Origin of the sequence: Rothia sp. BD8, from assembly GCF_044878465.1 — a bacterium.
GTDB classification, from domain to species: domain Bacteria; phylum Actinomycetota; class Actinomycetes; order Actinomycetales; family Micrococcaceae; genus Rothia; species Rothia kristinae.
In genome coordinates, this window is the sequence record NZ_JANJES010000002.1 from 256,913 (window position 1) to 277,012 (window position 20,100).

Annotated in this window: 16 protein-coding genes; 1 reads left to right on the top strand and 15 read right to left on the bottom strand. The window is 72.5% G+C overall.

Annotated features, from left to right (window positions below; genetic code table 11):
- Nucleotides 1–26 precede the first annotated feature (26 nt).
- From metG to hisI, 12 genes are all read right to left on the bottom strand, one after another.
- A complete protein-coding gene (gene metG / locus NQ707_RS02800) occupies nucleotides 27–1,577 on the bottom strand; it encodes a methionine--tRNA ligase (RefSeq protein ID WP_404434657.1) in 1,551 nt (516 codons plus the stop codon).
- Between the two features lie 36 nt (nucleotides 1,578–1,613).
- A complete protein-coding gene (gene serA, locus NQ707_RS02805; RefSeq protein ID WP_058730603.1) occupies nucleotides 1,614–3,209 on the bottom strand; it encodes a phosphoglycerate dehydrogenase in 1,596 nt (531 codons plus the stop codon).
- 312 nt (nucleotides 3,210–3,521) lie between these two features.
- Complete coding sequence (locus NQ707_RS02810) at nucleotides 3,522–4,982, bottom strand: glutamate synthase subunit beta (RefSeq protein ID WP_064725235.1); 1,461 nt, start codon at nucleotides 4,980–4,982, stop codon at nucleotides 3,522–3,524.
- Nucleotides 4,975–9,612, bottom strand: a complete 4,638-nt coding sequence (gltB, locus tag NQ707_RS02815; protein WP_404434661.1) for a glutamate synthase large subunit — start codon at nucleotides 9,610–9,612, stop codon at nucleotides 4,975–4,977. Before gltB ends, NQ707_RS02810 begins: the two co-directional genes overlap by 8 nt.
- A 301-nt stretch (nucleotides 9,613–9,913) precedes the next feature.
- Complete coding sequence (lgt, locus tag NQ707_RS02820; protein WP_058731319.1) at nucleotides 9,914–10,801, bottom strand: prolipoprotein diacylglyceryl transferase; 888 nt, start codon at nucleotides 10,799–10,801, stop codon at nucleotides 9,914–9,916.
- Entirely contained in the window at nucleotides 10,798–11,766 is a 969-nt protein-coding gene (gene trpA, locus NQ707_RS02825; RefSeq protein WP_081046122.1) for a tryptophan synthase subunit alpha, read from the bottom strand. The genes lgt and trpA overlap by 4 nt, the downstream gene beginning before the upstream one ends.
- Nucleotides 11,763–13,232 (bottom strand): tryptophan synthase subunit beta, encoded by a 1,470-nt coding sequence (gene trpB, locus NQ707_RS02830; RefSeq protein ID WP_081046121.1) that lies wholly within the window; start codon nucleotides 13,230–13,232, stop codon nucleotides 11,763–11,765. Before trpB ends, trpA begins: the two co-directional genes overlap by 4 nt.
- Nucleotides 13,229–14,065, bottom strand: a complete 837-nt coding sequence (trpC, locus tag NQ707_RS02835; RefSeq protein WP_404434665.1) for an indole-3-glycerol phosphate synthase TrpC — start codon at nucleotides 14,063–14,065, stop codon at nucleotides 13,229–13,231. Before trpC ends, trpB begins: the two co-directional genes overlap by 4 nt.
- Nucleotides 14,066–14,198: 133 nt before the next feature.
- Entirely contained in the window at nucleotides 14,199–14,462 is a 264-nt protein-coding gene (locus NQ707_RS02840; protein WP_061225461.1) for an HGxxPAAW family protein, read from the bottom strand.
- Nucleotides 14,463–14,528: 66 nt separating this feature from the next.
- Nucleotides 14,529–15,185, bottom strand: a complete 657-nt coding sequence (locus NQ707_RS02845) for a Trp biosynthesis-associated membrane protein (RefSeq protein ID WP_058731322.1) — start codon at nucleotides 15,183–15,185, stop codon at nucleotides 14,529–14,531.
- Complete coding sequence (locus NQ707_RS02850) at nucleotides 15,182–16,810, bottom strand: anthranilate synthase component I (RefSeq protein WP_058743452.1); 1,629 nt, start codon at nucleotides 16,808–16,810, stop codon at nucleotides 15,182–15,184. Before NQ707_RS02850 ends, NQ707_RS02845 begins: the two co-directional genes overlap by 4 nt.
- Nucleotides 16,807–17,310, bottom strand: a complete 504-nt coding sequence (gene hisI, locus NQ707_RS02855) for a phosphoribosyl-AMP cyclohydrolase (RefSeq protein ID WP_133566156.1) — start codon at nucleotides 17,308–17,310, stop codon at nucleotides 16,807–16,809. Before hisI ends, NQ707_RS02850 begins: the two co-directional genes overlap by 4 nt.
- A 96-nt stretch (nucleotides 17,311–17,406) precedes the next feature.
- On the opposite strand from hisI, the gene NQ707_RS02860 reads away from it, so the two are divergent.
- Nucleotides 17,407–18,078 (top strand): maleylpyruvate isomerase family mycothiol-dependent enzyme, encoded by a 672-nt coding sequence (locus NQ707_RS02860; RefSeq protein ID WP_404434669.1) that lies wholly within the window; start codon nucleotides 17,407–17,409, stop codon nucleotides 18,076–18,078.
- 17 nt (nucleotides 18,079–18,095) lie between these two features.
- On the opposite strand, the gene hisF is transcribed toward NQ707_RS02860, so the two are convergent.
- The 3 genes from hisF to NQ707_RS02875 are packed head-to-tail and all read right to left on the bottom strand — an operon-like array spanning nucleotide 18,096 to nucleotide 20,043.
- A complete protein-coding gene (gene hisF / locus NQ707_RS02865; RefSeq protein WP_064725241.1) occupies nucleotides 18,096–18,860 on the bottom strand; it encodes an imidazole glycerol phosphate synthase subunit HisF in 765 nt (254 codons plus the stop codon).
- A 43-nt stretch (nucleotides 18,861–18,903) separates the two neighbouring features.
- On the bottom strand, nucleotides 18,904–19,749 hold the full coding sequence (gene hisG / locus NQ707_RS02870) for an ATP phosphoribosyltransferase (protein WP_358293962.1): 846 nt from the start codon (nucleotides 19,747–19,749) through the stop codon (nucleotides 18,904–18,906).
- Between the two features lie 30 nt (nucleotides 19,750–19,779).
- On the bottom strand, nucleotides 19,780–20,043 hold the full coding sequence (locus NQ707_RS02875) for a phosphoribosyl-ATP diphosphatase (RefSeq protein WP_058730306.1): 264 nt from the start codon (nucleotides 20,041–20,043) through the stop codon (nucleotides 19,780–19,782).
- Nucleotides 20,044–20,100 lie beyond the last annotated feature (57 nt).

Sequence of the window (20,100 nt, forward strand, 5' to 3'; positions counted from 1 at the left end):
CCTCACAAGGCAGGAGCCTTGTCTGCTCAGGACTCGGGCAGCTCCACGCGGGGGAAGATCCCCTGCGGACTGGGCAGCTCGGTGCCGGGGCGGATGCGCTGCTCGACGGCGGAGAACATCCGCGCCGAGCCCTCCTCTTGGCCCAGCTGATCCAGGAGCCGGGCCATCGACGTCGGCATCACCGGCTGCACCAGCAGCGCCACGGTCCGCAGGACCTCCAGCGTCGTGGCCAGCACGGCCGCCATCCGCTCCGGGTCCGCCTTGCGCAGCTTCCACGGCTCCTGGGCGGTGAAGTAGCGGTTGGCCTCGGCGATCACCCGCCAGATCCGATCCAGCGCGCGGTGGAAGTCCAGGACCTCCAGGTCCCGGCGCACCGCCGGCAGCAGCGCGTCGGCGGCCTGAAGCAGGGCGGCGTCCTCCGGGGTCGGCTCCCCGGCCTCCGGGACCTTTCCCCCGCAGTTCTTCGCGACCATGGACAGCGAGCGCTGGGCGAGGTTGCCCAGGTCGTTGGCCAGGTCCGAGTTGATCCGCGAGACGATCGCCGGGGCGCTGTAGGAGCCGTCCTGGCCGAAGGTGACCTCGCGCAGCAGGAAGAACCGCAGCGGGTCCACCCCGAAGGAGTCCACCAGCTGCGCCGGATCCAGCACGTTGCCCACGGACTTGGACATCTTGGCCCCGTCCACGAGCAGGAAGCCGTGGGCGAAGACGTTGCGGGGCAGCTCGATGCCGGCCGACCAGAGGAAGGCCGGCCAGTAGACCGTGTGGAAGCGGATGATGTCCTTGCCGATCACGTGGAAGTCCGCCGGCCAGTAGCGGCGGAACATCTCGCCGTCGACGTCCGGGAAGCCCAGGCCGGTGAGGTAGTTGGTGAGGGCGTCCACCCACACATACATGATGTGCTTCGGATCCCCCGGCACGGGGATGCCCCAGTCGAAGGTGGTCCGGGAGATGGACAGATCCCGCAGCCCCGAGGCCACGAAGGAGGCGACCTCGTTGCGCCGGTGCTCCGGCATGGCCAGGCCCTCGGTGCGGTACAGCTCCAGCAGGCGGTCCTGGTACTTGGAGAGGCGGAAGAAGTAGGACTCCTCCTCCGTCCACTCCACCTCGGTGTCGGTGGGGATCGCGTAGCGCACCCCGTCCGAGCGCAGCTCCGTCTCCTCCTCGGCGTAGAAGGCCTCATCGCGCACCGAATACCACCCGGCGTAGGTGTCCAGGTAGATGTCCCCGTTGGCCTCCATGCGCCGCCACATCTCCTGGCAAGCGGCCGCGTGGTCGGGATCCGTGGTGCGGATGAACCGGTCGTAGCTGATCCCCAGCAGATCGTCCATGGCCCGGATCTTCGCGGAGTTGGCGTCGGCCAGCTCCTTGGCGGTGATGCCCTGCTTGGCCGCGGAGGTCTGCATCTTCTGTCCGTGCTCATCCGTGCCGGTCTGGAATCGCACGTCGTAGCCGTCCAGGCGCTTGAACCGGGCCAACACGTCGCAGGCGATGTGCTCGTAGGCGTGGCCGATGTGCGGATCCCCGTTGGGGTAGACGATCGCGGTGGTGAGGTAGTACGGATCGGCGGGTGAAGTCATGGCTCCCACTGTATCGAGGTGGCGGATCCTGCGGGCTCAGTCCGTCAGGGACACGGCCGCGGCCAGGCCGGCGCGGATGGTGTCCCGGATGGAGGCGACCATCGCGGGGGCGGCCGGGGAGTCCAGGGCGAGCACGGAGAAGGCCCGCTCCTCGTTCTCGGCCCGCGAGACCTGCATGCCGGCGATGTTGACCCCGGCGGTGCCCAGCAGGGTCCCCATCGCGGCGATGATCCCCGGGCGATCCCGATAGTCCAGCAGGAGCATGTGGTCGGTGAGGTTGACCTCGAAGTCGAAGCCGTTGATCCCGGTGAGCTTCTCCACCAGCTTGGGGCCGGTGACCGTGCCGGAGACGGACAGCCGGGTGCCGTCGGCCAGGATCGCGCTGATCGTGGTCTCGTTGCGGAAGCCCTCGACCTCGGGGGTGGTCACCAGGGAGGTCTCCACCTGCCGCTGCTCGGCGATCATGGGGGCGTTGACGTAGGAGACCTTCTCCGAGACCACGTCAGTGAACACGCCTTTGAGGGCCGCCAGGCGCAGGGAGGAGACGTCCTTCTGCGCGATCTCCCCCGCGATGCGCACCTCGATGCTGGTCAGCGGCGAGTCCGTGCTCAGGGCGGTGAGCACCCGCCCGAGCTTCTCGGCCAGCGCGATGCCGGGGCGCACGTCGGCGTCGATGGGTCCGCCGGCGATGTTGACCGCGTCCGGGACGAGCTCGCCCTCCAGGGCCAGCTTCACGGAGCGGGCCACGGACACCCCGGCCTTCTCCTGGGCCTCGCGGGTGGAGGCGCCCAGGTGCGGGGTGGTCACCACCTGCGGCAGGTCCACCAGGTCCAGCCCGGTGTCCGGCTCCGTCTCGAAGACATCCAGCGCGGCCCCGGCGATCTGCCCCTCCTTCAGGGCCTGGGCCAGGGCACGCTCATCCACCAGTCCGCCGCGGGCGACGTTGACGACGACGGCCGTGTCCTTCATCGCGGCGAAGGCCTCGGCCCCGAGCATCCCGATGGTCTCGGGGGTCTTGGGCATGTGGATGGTGATCACGTCGGCCTCGGCCAGCAGGGTCTCCAGGTCCGTCAGGCGCACGCCCAGGGAGGCCGCGCGCGGGGCGGTGACGAAGGGGTCGTAGGCCAGCAGCTCGGTGCCGAAGGGCGCCAGGCGCTCGGCCACCAGCCCGCCGATGCGCCCGAGGCCGATGATGCCGACCTTCTTCTCGTACAGCTCGGTGCCGGTGTAGGCCGAGCGCTTCCACTCCCCGGCCCGCAGCGAGGCGTTGGCCTGGGAGATGTTGCGCAGCAGACCCAGGATGTGCCCGACGGTCAGCTCGGCGGCGGAGATGATGTTGGAGGTGGGGGCGTTGACCACCATGATCCCCGCGGCCGTGGCGGCGGGGATGTCCACGTTGTCCAGGCCGACCCCGGCGCGGGCGATGACCTTCAGGCGGTGGGCGGCGGCGATGGCCTCGGCGTCCAGGGTCGTGGCCGAGCGGATCAGGATCGCGTCGACCTCGGCGATGTCGGCCAGCAGCCGGGTGCGGTCCGCGCCGTCGGTGCGGCGGATCTCGAAGGCCGGGCCCAGGGCCTCGACGGTCGCGGGAGAGAGCTCTTCGGCGAGCAGGACGACGGGCTTGTCGCTCACGGGGGTTCCTTCGCTTGGGGTGCGGCGGGGTGTGGGTATCCGCGGATGCGGGGTGGAGTGGTGCGGCGCTGGGGGTGCCCCGCGAGGGCGGGGCGGGGGGGGGGGGGGGGGGGGGGGGCCCCCCCCCCCCCCCCCCCGGGGGGGGGGGCGGGGGGGGGGGGGGGGGGGCGCCCCCGGGGGGGGGGCCCGGCCGCCGGGCCCCCCCCGCGCCCCCCCGGCCGGGGGGCCCCCGGGGGGCCCCCCCCGGGGGGGGGCCCCCCCACCCGGCGGTCCCCCCCCGCCCCCCCCCCCCCCCCCCCCCGCGCCGTCGGCTCAGAGCAGGTCGATCGGCCGGTCGCTGGGCCGCACCGGCTCCGGCAGCGCCGTCGCACCCAGCAGGTGCCGCTCCACCGCCGCCGCGCAGGCCCGCCCCTCGGCGATGGCCCACACCACCAGGGACTGGCCGCGCCCGGCGTCGCCGCAGGAGAACACCCCGTCCACCGCGGTCATGTACCGCTCATCCCGGGCCACGTTGGTGCGCGAATCCAGCGGCGCCCCCAGCTGCTCGGTGATCGCCTCGGAGTCCTGGCCGGTGAAGCCCAGGGCCAGGAACACCAGGTCCGCGGGGATCACGTGCTCGGTGCCCGCCTTGGGCACCCGCTTGCCGTCCTCGCGGTACTCGGTCTCGGCCACCCGGATCCCGGTCAGCTTCCCGTCCTCGCCCACGAACTCCACCGTGGAGGCCAGGTAGTTCCGGCGCCCGCCCTCCTCGTGGGAGCTGGCCACCTCGAAGAGGTTCGGGAACATCGGCCACGGCTCGTGCTCGGCCCGCTCCTCCGGGGGCTTGCGCCCGATCGCCAGGGTCGTCACCGAGGCCGCGCCCTGCCGGTGGGCGGTGCCGATGCAGTCGGCACCGGTGTCCCCGCCGCCCAGGACCACCACGTGCTTGCCGGCCGCGTCGATCGCCTCGGGCACCTCGTCGCCTGCCTGCACCCGGTTGGAGGCCACCAGGTAGTCCATCGCGAAGTGCACCCCGGAAAGCTCCCGCCCCGGGATCGGCAGATCCCGCGGCTTGGTCGCCCCGGTGGCCACCACGACGGCGTCGTAGCGGCGGCGCAGCTGATCCCAGGTGATGTCCCGGCCGATCTCCACGCCGGGCCGGAACCGGGTGCCCTCGGCCTCCATGACCCGCAGGCGCCGCTCGATGACCTCCTTCTCCAGCTTGAAGTCCGGGATGCCGTAGCGCAGCAGGCCGCCGATGCGGTCCTCCCGCTCGTACACCGCGACGGTGAACCCGGCCTGGGTCAGCTGCTGGGCGGCGGCCAGACCCGCCGGCCCGGAGCCGACGACGGCGACCGTGCGGTCCACGAGCCGCTCCGGCACCTGCGGGGTGATCACGTGTTCCTCGAACGCGGACTCCCCGATGCTGTATTCCACCTGCTTGATGGTCACCGGCGGCTGGTTGATCCCCAGCACGCAGGAGGCCTCGCAGGGGGCCGGGCAGACCCGCCCGGTGAACTCCGGGAAGTTGTTGGTCGCGTGCATCCGGTCCACGGCCTCGCGGGTCAGCCCCCGCCAGGTGAGGTCGTTCCACTCCGGGATGAGGTTGCCCAGCGGGCAGCCCTGGTGGCAGAAGGGCACGCCGCAGTCCATGCAGCGGGAGGCCTGCTCCTTGAGCACCGCCGAGTCCTGCTCGACCTGCACCTCCTTCCAGTCCCGGATGCGCACCGGGACCGGGCGCTTGGGCCGGTCCTGACGCTGGGTGTGCTTCAGGAAGCCGCGGGGGTCAGCCACGGGCGGTCACCTCCAGGATCTCCTGCCAGACGGCGTCCCCGTCCGGATCCGCGCCGTTCTCCTCGGCGCGCTCGCGGATGCTCCGCACGGCCGCGAAGTCGCGCGGCAGCACACGGGTGAATCGGGCCAGGCTGGCCGGGACGTCGTCGAGCAGGGCGCGGGCCGCCGGGGAGCCGGTCTCCGCCCAGTGCTTCTCCAGCAGCGCGGTGACCACCTGCTCATCCTGCTCGTCCAGTCCGGATAAGGTCAGCTCCCCGGATTCCCGGGCGGCCCTGTTGACGTCCACCGGGTCCAGGTCCAGCACGTAGGCGGTGCCCCCGGACATCCCGGCGCCGAAGTTGCGTCCGGTGGGTCCGATGATCACCGCGGTGCCGCCGGTCATGTACTCGCAGCCGTGGTCCCCGATGCCCTCGGCGACCGCGGTGGCCCCGGAGTTGCGCACCAGGAACCGCTCGCCCACCTGCCCGGAGAGGAACAGCTCCCCGCTGGTGGCGCCGTAGCCGATGACGTTGCCGGCGATCACGTTCTCCTGCGACAGGTAGCCCTCCTGCCGGTGGGGTCGGACGATGATCCGCCCGCCGGACAGGCCCTTGCCGACGTAGTCGTTGGACTCCCCCGCCAGGCGCAGGGTGATGCCCTGCGGCAGGAACGCGCCCAGGGACTGCCCGGCCTGCCCGGACAGGTTCACGGTGATGGTGTCCGGGTCCAGGAACTCCGGGCCGAAGGTCGCGGTCACCGCGTTGCCGAGCATCGTGCCGACGGCGCGGTCCGTGTTGATCACGGTGTGCTCCAGGGACACGGGCGTGCGCTGCTGAAGGGCGGGGGCGGCCAGGCGGATCAGCTCGGCGTCCAGGTGCTTGTCCAGTTCGTGGTCCTGCCCGCGCAGGTTGCGCACCCCCTGCCCGCCGTACTCCACCGCGGTGGAGCGCAGCACGTTGGTCAGGTCCAGCCCCTCGGCCTTCCAGTGGGCCACGGCCCGCTCGGTGTCCAGCACCTCCGCGTGTCCGATGGCCTCCTGGAGGCTGCGGAATCCCAGGCTCGCCAGGTGCTCGCGGACCTCCTCGGCGATGAACTCGAAGAAGTTCACCACGTGCTCGGCCTTGCCGGTGAAGCGCTCGCGCAGCACCGGGTTCTGGGTGGCCACCCCCACGGGGCAGGTGTCCAGGTGGCACTTGCGCATCATGATGCAGCCCTCCACCACCAGCGGGGCGGTCGCGAAGCCGTACTCCTCGGCCCCCAGCAGGGCCGCGATGACGACGTCGCGTCCGGTCTTCATCTGCCCGTCGGCCTGCACGACCACCCGGTCCCGCAGCCCGTTGAGCATCAGGGTCTGCTGCGCCTCGGCCAGGCCCAGCTCCCACGGTCCCCCGGCGTGCTTCAGCGAGTTCAGAGGGGCGGCTCCCGTGCCGCCGTCGTGCCCGGAGATCAGCACGACGTCGGCCTTGGCCTTGGTCACCCCGGCGGCGACCGTGCCCACCCCGATCTCGGAGACGAGCTTCACGTGCACGCGGGCCTTCGGGTTGGCGCGCTTGAGGTCGTAGATCAGCTGCGCCAGGTCCTCGATGGAGTAGATGTCGTGGTGCGGCGGCGGGGAGATCAGCGAGACCCCGGGGGTCGCGTGCCGGGTGCGGGCCACCCACGGGTAGACCTTCGCGGACATCAGCTGCCCGCCCTCCCCGGGCTTGGCGCCCTGGGCCATCTTGATCTGGATGTCGTCGGCGTGGGTCAGGTACAGGCTGGTCACTCCGAAGCGCCCGGAGGCCACCTGCTTGATGGCCGAGCGCCGCTCGGGGTCCAGCAGCCGTTCCAGATCCTCCCCGCCCTCGCCGGTGTTGGACTTCGCGCCCAGCCGGTTCATCGCGATGGCCAGGGTCTGGTGGGCCTCCTGGGAGATCGAGCCGTAGGACATCGCCCCGGTGGAGAAGCGCTTGACGATCTGCGAGACCGGCTCGACCTCCTCCAGCGGCACGGGCTCCCGGTCCGGGCGGAAGGCCATCAGCCCGCGCAGGGTCATCAGCCGCTCGGACTGGTCATCCACCCGGCGGGTGTAGGACTTGAAGATGTCGTAGCGGCGGGTGCGGGTCGCGTGCTGCAGCCGGAACACCGTGTGCGGGTCGAACAGGTGCGGCGCCCCGTCCCGGCGCCAGTCGTACTCCCCGCCGGTCTCCAGGGCGCGGAACGGGACGGAGACGCCGTCGGCGGGGTAGGCGCGGGCGTGGCGGGCCCGGGTCTCCTCGGCGATGACCTCCAGCCCGGCCCCGCCCAGCTGGGAGTGGGTGCCGGTGAAGTACTCGTCCATCAGGGACTGGGACAGCCCCAGGGCCTCGAAGGTCTGCGCGCCGGTGTAGGAGCTGACCGTGGAGATGCCCATCTTGGACATGATCTTCTGCAGGCCCTTGCCCAGGGCGGTGATGAGGTTGCGCACCGCCTGCTGCGGGCTCACCTCGGTCAGCTCCCCGGTGCGCACCAGGTGCTCCGCGGACTCCATCGCCAGGTACGGGTTGACCGCGGAGGCGCCGTAGCCGATCAGGCAGGCCACGTGGTGCACCTCCCGCACGTCCCCGGCCTCCACGACCAGGCCCACCTTGGTGCGGGTGGCCGAACGCAGCAGGTGGTGGTGCACCGCCGCGGTGAGCAGCAGCGACGGGATGGGGGCCCAGGTGGCCGAGGAGCTGCGGTCGGACAGCACGATGTACTGCACCCCGCGGTGGATCGCGGCGGAGACCTTCTCGCAGATCTCGGTGATCCGGGCGCGCAGCGCGGCGGCACCGCCGGCGGGGTCGTAGAGGCCGCGCACCTTCAGGGCCGTGGACATCCCGTCCTCGTCCTCCAGGTGCACGATCTTGTCCAGCTCGTCGTTGTCCAGCACCGGGAACGGCAGCTCCAGGTGGTGGGCGCTGACGTAGCCGTTGCGTAGCAGGTTGCCGTCCGGGCCGATGCTGGTGCCCAGGGAGGTGACCAGCTGCTCGCGGATCGAGTCCAGCGGGGGGTTGGTGACCTGGGCGAAGGACTGCACGAAGTAGTCGAACAGCAGCCGGGGCCGCTCGGCCAGAGCGGCGATCGGGGTGTCGGTGCCCATCGCGTAGATCGGCTCCGCCCCGGTGCGGGCCATCGGCTTGAGGATCTTGTTCAGCTCCTCGTGGGTGTACCCGAAGGTCTGCTGGCGCAGCAGGATCGAGCGCGGGGAGGACTGCTGGTGCTCCCGCTGGGGCAGGGACTCCAGGGTGGTGATGTTCTGCTCGCACCACTGCTTCCAGGGGTTGCGCGCGGCCACCTCCGCCTTGATCTCCTCATCCGGGACGATCCGCCCGGCCTCGGTGTCCACGAGGAACATGGTCCCCGGGGACACTCGGCCCTTGCGCACCACCTTCCGATCCCCGAGCTCGACGACGCCGACCTCCGAGGCGAAGACCACCAGACCGTCCTCGGTGACCCAGTACCGGCCCGGGCGCAGCCCGTTGCGGTCCAGCACCGAGCCGACCAGGGCGCCGTCGGTGAAGGTCACCGCGGCGGGGCCGTCCCACGGCTCCATCAGCGTGGAGTGGTACCGGTAGAAGGCCCGCCGGTCCTCGTCCATGGTCTCGTGGTTCTCCCAAGCCTCGGGGATCATCATCATGATCGCCTCCGGCAGCGAGCGCCCGGAGAGCATCAGCAGCTCGGCGACCTCGTCGAAGGACTGCGAGTCCGAGGCCCCGACGGAGCAGATCGGGAACAGCTCCTCCGGGTTGCGCCCGAGCAGCGGGGACTTCAGCTGGGACTGCCGGGCCCGCATCCAGTTGCGGTTGCCCTTGACGGTGTTGATCTCGCCGTTGTGCGCGATGGTGCGGAAGGGCTGGGCCAGCGGCCAGGAGGGGAAGGTGTTGGTGGAGAACCGGGAGTGCACGATCGCCAGGCGGGTGGTGAACCGCGGATCGGACAGGTCCGGGTAGAACGGCTCCAGCTGGGCGGTGGTGAGCATGCCCTTGTAGGTGATGGTGCGGCTGGAGAAGGAGGAGAAGTACACCCCGAGCTTGTGCTGGGCGCGCTTGCGCACCCGGAAGGCCTTCTGGTCCAGCTGGCGCCGGCGGGCGTCCTCGTCCAGACCCACCACGGGGATGTGCCCGGTGAAGGCCTCCTGGCCGCCGCCCTCGGCGACGAAGATCTGCACGAAGTGCGGCATCACGGCGCGGGAGCTCTTGCCCACCACGGACTCCACGATGGGCACCACCCGGGTGCCCAGCACCCGCAGCCCCTCGGCCTCGGCCAGCTCGGTCAGGGCCTGCAGGTGCTCTTCGGCGCCGATGCCGTCGGTGGGCAGGTAGGCGGTGCCCACCGCGTACTCCCCCAGCGGGGGCAGGGCGAAGTCGGCCTCCGCCCGGAAGAAGGCGTCCGGGATCTGCAGGAGGATCCCCGCGCCGTCGCCGGTGCCCTCGTCCGCGCCCACCGCGCCCCGGTGCTCCAGGGCGCGCAGGGCGATCAGGGCCTGGTCGACGATCTCGTGGGAGCCCTCCCCGCTGAGGGTGGCGATCATCGCCAGCCCGCAGGCGTCCTTCTCCTGGTCGGGGTGGTACAGCCCGGTGTCCCGGGGCGCGGCGGAGAAGGTCTCGAAGGGCGAGCGGGCGCGCTCACCGGTCTGGTCGACGTCGGGCATGGTCGCGGACTCCTCCCGGTCGGGGCCACCGTGGAGTCGGGTGCGCCGACCCGGACCCTCGAGGTGAGATCCTCGGGCGAGGAGGCGGCGGGCCCTGGGGGAACCGGGCCCGCGCGGACGCGCCGGCGCGATCTCTTCCGAACCAGTGTCTCCACGGTGGCCGCGTCGTTGCAGCGTGGACGAGGCTCGTCCGCTCGTATCCCGTCCGGCCGGATGCGGCGGCGGGGAGGGTCGAGTGGGCCGTGCGGCGCCGGTGGGGCGCACTGGACGACCGATTCTCCTCAGGTGATGTGATGCAAAACTACCGCGGATCCCCGGCGTTCTCCAAAGTGTGACCCTGCGTTCCAGCATCCGGACGCTCCTCCGAGTCCCGGGGACGGCGCCCGAACACCCCCAGCATGATCAGCCCGAGGACCACCAGCAGCCCGGCGGTCCACACGTGGATGCGCAGCCCCAGCAGCTCCTGGGAGTGGTCGATGCGCAGGAACAGCTCGATCATCAGCCGACCGAAGCCGTAGTAGGCCACGTAGGCCCAGAAGGTCTGGCCCAGCTTCAGCAACCCGCGGCGGGAGATCCACAGCAGCAGCAGCGCCCCGAGCACGTCCCAGAGGGATTCGTAGAGGAACGTCGGGTGGAACAGAGTGCCCGGCGGGTACTGGTGCGGGAAGTTGTAGCTGGTGGGGTCGATCTCCAGGCCCCACGGCAGGGTCGTCGGCTTGCCGAACAGCTCCTGGTTGAACCAGTTGCCCCAGCGGCCGATGCCCTGGGCCAGCAGGATCCCGGGGGCCGCGGCGTCGGCGAACTTGGTCAGGGACAGCCCCAGGCGCCGGCAGGCGATCCAGGCGCCCAGCGCCCCGCAGGAGATCGCCCCCATGATGCCGATGCCGCCCTCCCAGATCTTCAGGGCATCCCACGGGTTCCGGCCGGGCCCGAAGTAGTCCTCGGGCGCGGTGATCAGCACGTGGTACAGCCGGGCCCCGACCAGCCCGAGGGGGATCGCGACGTAGGCGATGTCCCAGAGGGTGTCCGGGTCCTCCCCTGCCGCGGCCCAGCGCCGGGAGGTCAGCCACAGGCACACGACGATGCCCAGCAGGATGCACAGCGCGTAGGCGTGGATCGTCAGCGGGCCGAGGTGGAAGGCGCTCCAGGACGGCGACGGGATGGCCGCCAGCACGGCGAGCGGGCTCACAGGCGGGACTCCCCGGACGGGACCCGCGGATCCCGCGGAGCGGTGCTGGGGGCGGGCTCGGCCGCGTCGTCCCCGGAGGGCTCGCGCCCGGCCAGCTGCCGGGTCAGCGCCCCGACGGCCTCGGGGCCACCCTCGCCCAGGGCCCGCACCAGGGCGGTGCCGACGATGACGCCGTCGGCGTAGGCCCCGATCTGCTCGACGTGCTCCCGACGCGAGACGCCCAGGCCCACGCACACCGCGGGCGCCCCGGCGGCGCGCAGGTCCGCCACGAGCTTCTCGGCGGCGTCGGAGACCTTCTCCCTGGCCCCGGTCACGCCCATCACCGAGACAGCGTAGACGAAGCCGCTGGAGGCCCGGGAGATCATCTCCAGGCGCTGGGCGGTGGAAGAGGGAGCGGCCAGGAAGATCCGGTCCAGCCCGTGCGCGGCACTGGCCGCGAACCACTGCTCGGCCTCCTCCGGGACCAGGTCCGGGGTGATGATCCCCGCTCCCCCGGCCTCGGTCAGCTCCCGGGCGAAGCGGTCCACGCCGCGGCGCAGCACCGGGTTGATGTAGGTCATCACCACGACGACGGCGTCCGTGGCCGCGGTGATCTCCCGGACCGCGCGGAACAGCTCGTCCACCCGGAAGCCGCGGGCCAGGGCCATCGCGGTGGCCTCCTGGATCACGGGCCCGTCCATGACGGGGTCCGAGTACGGCACGCCGAGTTCGATGATGTCCGCCCCGGATCGGCCCAGCTCGATGGCCGCGGCGATGGACTCCTCCGTGCTGGGGTAGCCCACGGGCAGGTACCCGATGAGGGCGGGTCGGCCCTGCTCGCGGCAGGCCGCCAGGCGCTCGGCCAGCCGGGAGTGCTCGGGGGCCGGCGGGAACTCGGTGGGCAGCCGGATCCCGCGGGGTGCGGCCTGCTCTGCCCCTTCCGGTGCGGCCTCGGCGCGGCGGGCTGCGGTCGGGTCGGTGCTCATCGCTGCATCCCTTCGGCGGTGTCCTCGTGCTGGTCGGTGGGCAGCTGCTCGGCGGCCTGCGGGTCCGCGGCGTGCACGGCGTCGGTCTGGGTCTGCGTGCCCGCCCCGTGCAGCTGGGAGCTGGGCTCGGCCTCGCCCAGCCCGAACCAGCGCACCGCGGTGTCCATGTCCTTGTCCCCGCGTCCGGACAGGCACACGACCATGACCTTCTCCCGCGCCGCCTCCGGGTCCTCGGCCTTCCACTGCTCGATCACCCGCAGCGCCCCGGCCAGGGCGTGGGCGGATTCCACCGCGGGGATGATGCCCTCGGTGCAGCACAGCAGGCGCAGGGCGTCCATGGCCTCGGTGTCCGTGACCGGCTGGTAGGAGACCCGCCCGATGTCGGCCAGGTGCGCGTGCTCCGGGCCCACCCCCGGGTAGTCCAGGCCCGCGGAGATGGAGTGGGACTCGATGGTCTGCCCGTCCTCGTCCTGCATCAGGTACGTCATCGCCCCGTGCAGCATCCCCGGGCGCCCCAGGGTGATGGTCGCGGCGTGGCGACCGGTCTCCACCCCGTCTCCGCCGGCCTCGAAGCCGTACAGGTCCACGGGGTCATCCAGGAAGGCGTGGAAGATGCCGATCGCGTTGGAGCCGCCGCCCACGCAGGCCGCGACGGCGTCGGGCAGGGCGCCGGTGGCCTCGCGCACCTGGGCGCGGGCCTCGGTGCCGATCGCGTCGTGGAAGTACCGGACCATGGCCGGGAACGGGTGGGCGCCGGCGGCGGTGCCCAGCAGGTAGTGGGTCGTGTCCACATGGGCCACCCAGTCCCGCAGGGCCTCGTTGATCGCGTCCTTCAGGGTGCGCGAGCCGGTCTGCACCGCGACCACCCGGGCCCCGAGCAGCTGCATGCGCGCCACGTTCAGGGCCTGGCGCCGGGTGTCCTCCTCGCCCATGTAGATCACGCACTCCATGCCGAAGTACGCCGCTGCGGTCGCCGTGGCCACGCCGTGCTGGCCGGCGCCGGTCTCCGCGATGAGGCGGGTCTTGCCCATGCGCCGGGCCAGCAGGGCCTGACCCATGACGTTGTTGATCTTGTGGGAGCCGGTGTGGTTCAGGTCCTCGCGCTTGAGGAAGATCCGGGCGCCGGCCCGTTCGCTGAGGCGTGCAGCCTCGGTGAGCAGGGAGGGGCGGTTGGAGTACTCGCGGGAGAGTCGCTGGAACTCCTCGGCGAAGGCCGGATCCGCCTTGGCCTTCTCGAAGGTCTCCTCCAGCTCGTCCATCGCCCGGATCAGCGATTCGGCCATCCACCGGCCGCCGTAGCGCCCGAAGTACGGCCCCGGGGCATCGCGCAGGGAGTGCGCGCCCGCGGAGCCGTCGGGGCGGTCCCCGGCGAGGAAGGCCTCGGCCAGCCCGGCATCCCCGGCGTCCCGGGCTCCGGGGTCCTGGGGGGTTGCCGTGCTGGCGCCGTCGCGCGGCTGCTCGCTCATGCCCGCTCCTCCTCGATGCTCTCCAGCCGGGCCGCGCGGGCCCGGCGTCCGTGGTTGCGGAACTCGGAGACGGCCTCGCGCGGGTCCTCGGTGCGCACCAGCGCCTCCCCCACCAGCACGACGTCGGCCCCGGCCGCGGCGTAGTCGGCGACCACCTCGGGGCCGGTCACCCCGGATTCGGCGACGATCAGGCGCCCCTCGGGGATCCGATCCGCCAGGGTCGCGAAGTGCGCGGGGTCGGTCTCCAGGGTCTTGAGGTTGCGGGTGTTGATCCCGATGATCTTCGCCCCGGTGGCCACGGCCCGGTCCACCTCCTCCTCGGTGTGGGCCTCCACGATCGCGTTCATGCCCAGCCGGTGGGTCAGCTCCAGGTACTCGCGCAGCTGTTCGTCATCCAGGATCGCCGCGATCAGCAGCACCAGGTCCGCCCCGTGGGCGCGAGCCTCCCAGATCATGTACGGGTCGATGACGAAGTCCTTGCGCAGCAGCGGGATGGAGACCTCCGCGCGCACCGCGTCCAGGTCCGCCAGGCGACCCTGGAAACGGCGGGACTCGGTGAGCACCGAGATCGCCGCAGCCCCGCCGGCCTCGTACTCGTGGGCCAGACGAGCCGGCTCCGGGATCTCGGCCAGGGCCCCCTTGGAGGGGCTGGCCCGCTTGACCTCCGCGATGATCTCGACGGTGGCGACGCCGGCGCCGCGCAGGGCGGCCAGGGCGTCGCGGGTCGGAGAGACGGAGGCGACCTTCTTGGCCAGCTCCTCGAGGCCGATCTCGGCCCGGCGGGCCTCCAGGTCCTCGCGGACTCCGGCGATGATCTCGTCCAGGACTGTCATGGGGGTGGTGCGTCGCTTTCGGATCGGGTGCGGGGAACGGTGGGGAAGCCGTTAAGCCGACAGCGCCCCTCTGGAGCCCCGGGCGCCGTGGTGGCGCGGGGCCAGGGGGCGCTGCGGTCGGAAGACGATGGGGCTAGTCCTCGGCGGAGCGGGCCCGGGCGAGGGTGTGCTTGCCGTCCTTGCCGTAGCCCAGGGCCTTGAGCACGGCGGAGCCGCCCAGGCCCACGATCATGATGCCGAAGCCCACGCACATGCCCACCAGGTGGAAGGTGTCGAAGGCGACGGTGGCCACGATCAGCCCGATCGTGGTGACGATGACCAGGAACCAGGCGGCCACGGTGCTGCCGTGGCCCTCCACCGGCTCGGAGACCAGAACGTCGGGGTTGTCATAGGTCACGGGAAGTGCTCCTTCTGCGCCCAGGGTGCGATGCGTATGCTCCGACTCAGTCTAGTGCATGCCGGTTCAGGCGGTGGGATCCTCGCCGCGGCTGAGCCGATCCCAGGCGTCGATGTCCCGCGCGTGCGGGGCCTGCTCGGGCGCCGGCGCCGTCTCCCGGGTCGCCGCGGCCCGCTGCTCCGGGCGTTCGAAGCGGCGCCCGGCCCCGCGCCAGGAGCGGGAGGCCCGCCACAGGACCACGGCCATGACGACGATGCCCACGGCGAAGACCAGGCACACCCACGGCCAGGGGTGCACCGTGTAATCCCCGCCCGCTCCGACCGCGCCGGTGCGCTGCCCGACGCTGGAGCGGGCGGCGCCCTCCGGGTCCAGGGGCACGCTCAGCGCCGCGAGCGCCGTGCCGATCCCGGCCAAGGCGATGACGGCGCAGATCACCGTGCGCAGCACGGGCCCGGCGATGCGCACCGTGAGCACCCCGGCCAGCGCGACCAGGGCGAGTGCGGAGACCGCGGGGGCCGCGGTGGTGCCGGGCACGTTGATGTCCTGGCGCTGGGCCAGCACGGTGTCCACCTGGGCGGTGACCCAGGTCGGCAGGGTCGCCGCGAAGGCCAGGGCCGGGACCAGGAGGCTGAGCAGGATCAGGCGGCCCGCCCCGCGGGTCCGGGGGGTCCGGGAGTCCTCCTCCCCCTCGATCGTGGGGGCCGGGGTCCGTGCTGCGCTCACGAGGCCGCCCCGTCCCGGGCGCTATCGACCGCGTCGGCCTTGGGGCCCGCCCCGTCGGCGTCGGCGTCCAGGGGCGTGAGGTCCCGGGCCGTGAGCACCGCCCGCAGCGGGGCGGCGGATTTCGCGACGGTCTCCGCGGCCTCGGATTCCAGCACGGAGTCGGCGACGATCCCGGCCCCGGCCTGCACCCAGGCGCGGCCCTTGCGCAGCACCGCGGTGCGGATGGCGATGGCCATGTCCATGTTCCCGGCGAAGTCGAAGTAGCCGACCACCCCGCCGTAGACCCCGCGCCGGTGCGGTTCGTACTCGTCGATGATCTGCAGGGCCCGGGGTTTGGGCGCCCCGGAGAGGGTCCCGGCCGGGAAGGCCGCGCGCAGCACGTCGTAGGCGGTGGCCTCCTCGGCCATCTCGGCCTGGACCGTGGAGGAGATGTGCATGATGTGGCTGAACCGCTCGATGTCCATGAACTGGGTGACCTCCACCGTGCCGGGGCGGGCGATGCGGGAGAGGTCGTTGCGGGCCAGGTCCACGAGCATCAGGTGCTCGGAGCGCTCCTTCTCATCGGCCAGCAGCTCCTCGGCCAGGGCCAGATCCTCGGTGCGGTCGGCACCCCGGGGCCGGGAGCCGGCGATCGGGTGGGTCGTGGCGGTGCGGCCCTGGACCGTGACCAGCGCCTCCGGCGAGGAGCCGACGATGTGGAAGGGCTCGGCGGCCTCGTCGTCGGCGGCGAACGTGTACAGGTACATGTACGGGGAGGGGTTGGTGCGGCGCAGGGTCCGGTAGACCTCCAGCGGGGAGGCCTCGCAGGGGGCCTCGAAGCGGCGGGAGAGGACCACCTGGAAGATGTCCCCGTCCCGGATGGCGTGCTTGGCCTGCACGATCGCGTTGAGGAACTGCTGGCGCTCCCAGCTCTCCTGCACCTCCTCCTCCAACCGCTGCTCCACATCCTGCGGGGCGGTGGCGGTGGAGACGGTGGTGCGCGGCAGGGGCCGGGAGAGGTCGGCCAGCATGGCGTGCACGCGGGCGACGGCGTCGTCGTAGGCCTCGTCCACGCGGGCGTCCGTGCCGTCCCAATTCACGGCGTTGGCCACCAGGGTCACGGTGCCGTCCCGGTGGTCGTGCACGGCCAGGTCCGAGACGAGGTTCAGGGCGAACTCCGGCAGGTGCAGGTCATCGGCCGGCGGGTTCGGCAGGCGCTCCCAGTGGCGCACCGCGTCCCAGCCGAGGTAGCCGACCAGCCCCGAGGTCAGCGGGGGCACGTCCTCGAAGGGCTCGGTGTGCAGGATGCGCAGGGTCTCCCGGATCGCCTCGACCGGGTCCCCGCCCTCGGGGGCCCCGGCGGGCACGGTGCCCTGCCAGTGGGCGGCACCGTCCTTGGCGGTCAGCGTGGCCCGGGAGCTCACGCCGATGAAGGACCAGCGAGACCAGGAGGCGGATTCGTTCGCGGATTCCAGGAGGAAGGTGCCGGGGCGGGGGTCCCCGTCGCGGGCGACCAAGGCCCGGTACAGGCCGATGGGGGTCATCGCGTCGGCGACCACGCTGGCGCGCACGGGGATGACCCGGCGGGTGCGGGCCAGCTCCCGGAACTCCTCGCGGGTGGGGCGGATCTCGGGGGTGCGGGTCATGGCCGGTCCTCCTTCGGCGGCTGACGGTCGGCAGCGGGTGCCGCGGGCTCTGCGGGTGCGGGCTGCTCCGGCGCGGGCTCGGGGGGGGTCTGCTGCGGGTCGCCGACGACGGCGGGCAGCGGGTCGGCGTCGAAGCAGGTGCGGGTGCCGGTGTGGCAGGCGGCGCCGATCTGCTCCACGCGCACCAGCAGAGCGTCGCCGTCGCAGTCCAGGGCCACGGAGCGGACGTACTGGCAGTGCCCCGAGGTGTCCCCCTTGCGCCAGTAGGACTGGCGGGAGCGGGACCAGAAGGTGACCCGCCCGGTGGTCAGGGTGCGGCGCAGGGCCTCGGGGTCCATCCAGGCGAGCATGAGGACCTCGCCGGTGTCGTGCTGCTGGATGATCGCGGCCACCAGGCCCTGTGGGTCCAGCTTCAGCCGCTCGCGGATCGTGGGGTCCAGGTCAGGCTCCGGCGCGGTGTCCTGCGCGGGCTGCTGAGCGAGGGTCTCGGGGGTGTTCATCACCCGGCCACTGTACCCGCCCCGCTCCCCCGCCCACCGTGGCGCGGGTTTCGTCGTGGGGCTGACCGGTGCAGGGCCCGGGCCTACCATGGGGAGATGACGATGATCACCGACGTGCGCACCAACCTCGCCGCCGTGCTCGAGGCCGCCGGGCCGGATCGACCCACCCTGTGCGAGGGCTGGCGGACCAGCGACCTGCTGGCCCACCTGCTGCTGCGCGAGACCCGCCCGGATGTCGCGGCCGGAATCGTGCTGCCGCCGCTGGCTTCGCGCACCGAGCGGCTGACCCGACGGCTCGGACAGCGTCTGGCTTCTCCGGAGGAGTACGCGCAGGGGCTGCGCCGCTTCGCGGAGGCGCGCACCCCGGCGCGGGCGATCGGGCGGGTGGATGCGGGGATGAACACCATCGAGTACCTGGTGCACCGCGAGGATGTGGTGCGCGGGCAGGAGGCGGGGCGGGCCGAGCTGGCCGCCCTGACCCCGTTCCGTTCCGACGAGCAGGAGCTGATCTGGGGGAAGCTCGGCGGAGTCGGCCTGATCTCGGCCCTGCGCCACCCGGGCGGGCTGCGCCTGGTCGGCACGGACGCCGACGGCGAGCCGGTGTTCGGCGAGCGCGTGCTGCGCCGCCCTGTGGAGGAGTCCCTGCCCGGTCGGCTGGTGCAGGCGGTGGTGCGCGCCCCGGAGGAGGAGCCCGTGACGGTCACCGGCCGGCCCCTGGAGCTGCTGCTGCACCTGTTCGGCCGCAAGGCCGACGTCGAGCTGAGCTGATCCCGGCGGGGTGGGGATCAGCGGACCTCGTGCCCCGCGGCCCGCAGGGCGTCCTTGACCTCGGCGATCGCGTTCTCCGGGCCGAAGTGGAACACCGAGGCCGCCAGTACCGCGTCGGCCCCGGCGTCCACGGCCGGCGGGAAGTCGGCGGGCTGGCCGGCCCCGCCGGAGGCGATCAGCGGGACGTCCACGACGGCGCGCACCGCCCGGATCATCTCCAGGTCGAAGCCGTCCCGGGTGCCGTCGGCGTCCATCGAGTTCAGCAGGATCTCCCCGGCCCCGCGGGAGGCACCCTCCCGGGCCCAGTCCACCGCGTCGATGCCGGTCAGGCGCCGCCCGCCGTGGGTGGTGATCTCGAAGCCCGAGGCCGTGTTCCCGGTGCGCTTGGCGTCCACCGAGAGCACCAGCACCTGATTGCCGAAGCGGCGGGCGATCTCATCGATGATCCCGGGTTCGCGCACGGCCGCGGAGTTCACGGAGCACTTATCCGCCCCGGCCCGCAGCAGCCGATCCACGTCCGCCACGCCCCGGACTCCCCCGCCGACGGTCAGCGGGATGAACACCTGCTCGGCGGTGCGTCCGACGACCTCCCAGGTGGTCTCCCGGTTCCCGGAGGAGGCGGTCACATCCAGGAAGGTCAGCTCATCGGCCCCGGCCCGGTGGTAGCGGGCGGCCAGCTCCACCGGATCCCCGGCGTCCACCAGGCCCTCGAAGTTCACTCCCTTGACCACCCGCCCGGCGTCCACGTCCAGGCAGGGGATCACGCGCACGGCCAGTCCCATCGGCTTCCTCCTCGCCCTTCCGGTGTGCGGGGTCCGCTCCGCGCTACAGCCGGGCCGCGGCGATCGGGGACACCAGAATCGCCCGCGCCCCGGCCTCGTAGAGCCCGTCCATGATCTGGTTGGTCATGTTCTTGGGCACCATGGCCCGCACCGCGTACCAGCCCTCCCGCTGCAGCGGGGAGACGGTGGGCGCCTCCAGGCCCGGGGTCTGGGCGGTGGCGGCCTGCAGGTGCTCCTCGGCGACGTCGTAGTCCATCAGCACGTACTGCCGGGCCACCAGGACCCCGCGCAGCCGCCGGGAGAGCACCTGCAGGGCGTCCGTGTCCGGGGTGCCCGGGCGGCGGATCAGCACGGCCTCGGAGCGCATCACGGGATCGCCGAAGGGCTCCAGGCCGGCCGCGCGCATGGTGTTGCCGGTCTCCACGACGTCGGCGATCGCATCGGCCACGCCCAGCCGGATCGAGGACTCGATGGCCCCGTCCAGGCGCACCACCTCGGCCTCGATGCCGCGGGCCGTGAGGTGGTCGGTGACCAGCTTCTGGTAGCTGGTCGCGATGCGCTGACCCGCGAGGTCCTCCACGCTGGCGAAGGCCCCGCGGGGCCCGGCGAAGCGGAAGGTGGAGCGGGCGAAGTCCAGGGGCAGGGTCTCCTCCGCCCCGCCCGGGGAGTCCATCAGCAGGTCCCGCCCGGTGATCCCGACGTCCAGGGTCCCGGAGCCGACGTACACGGCGATGTCCCGGGGGCGCAGGTAGAAGAATTCGACGTCGTTGGCCTCATCGGCGAGCACCAGCTCGCGGGAGTCCCGCCGCTGGAGGTAGCCGGCCTCGGTGAGCATGGTCTGGGCGGCCTGGGAGAGGGAGCCCTTGTTGGGCACGGCGATGCGCAGCATCCGTGGGGTGTCCTTCCGGGAGGGGCGGGATCAGAGGTAGCGGTAGACGTCGGCGGGGCTCAGCCCGCGGGCGATGAGCATGACCTGCAGGTGGTAGATCAGCTGGGACGCCTCCTCGGCCAGCTCCGCATCCGACTGGTACTCGGCGGCCAGCCACACCTCGGCGGCCTCCTCGACGATCTTCTTCCCGATGCCGTGCACCCCGGAGTCCAGCTCGGCGACGGTGCGGGAGCCCTCGGGGCGGGTGGCGGCCTTCTCGGCCAGTTCGGCGTAGAGCGTCTCGAAATCCTTCACGGTCCCCCAGCCTACCGGCCCGCGCACCGGGTGCGCGGACCGCAGGCTGAAGCGTCT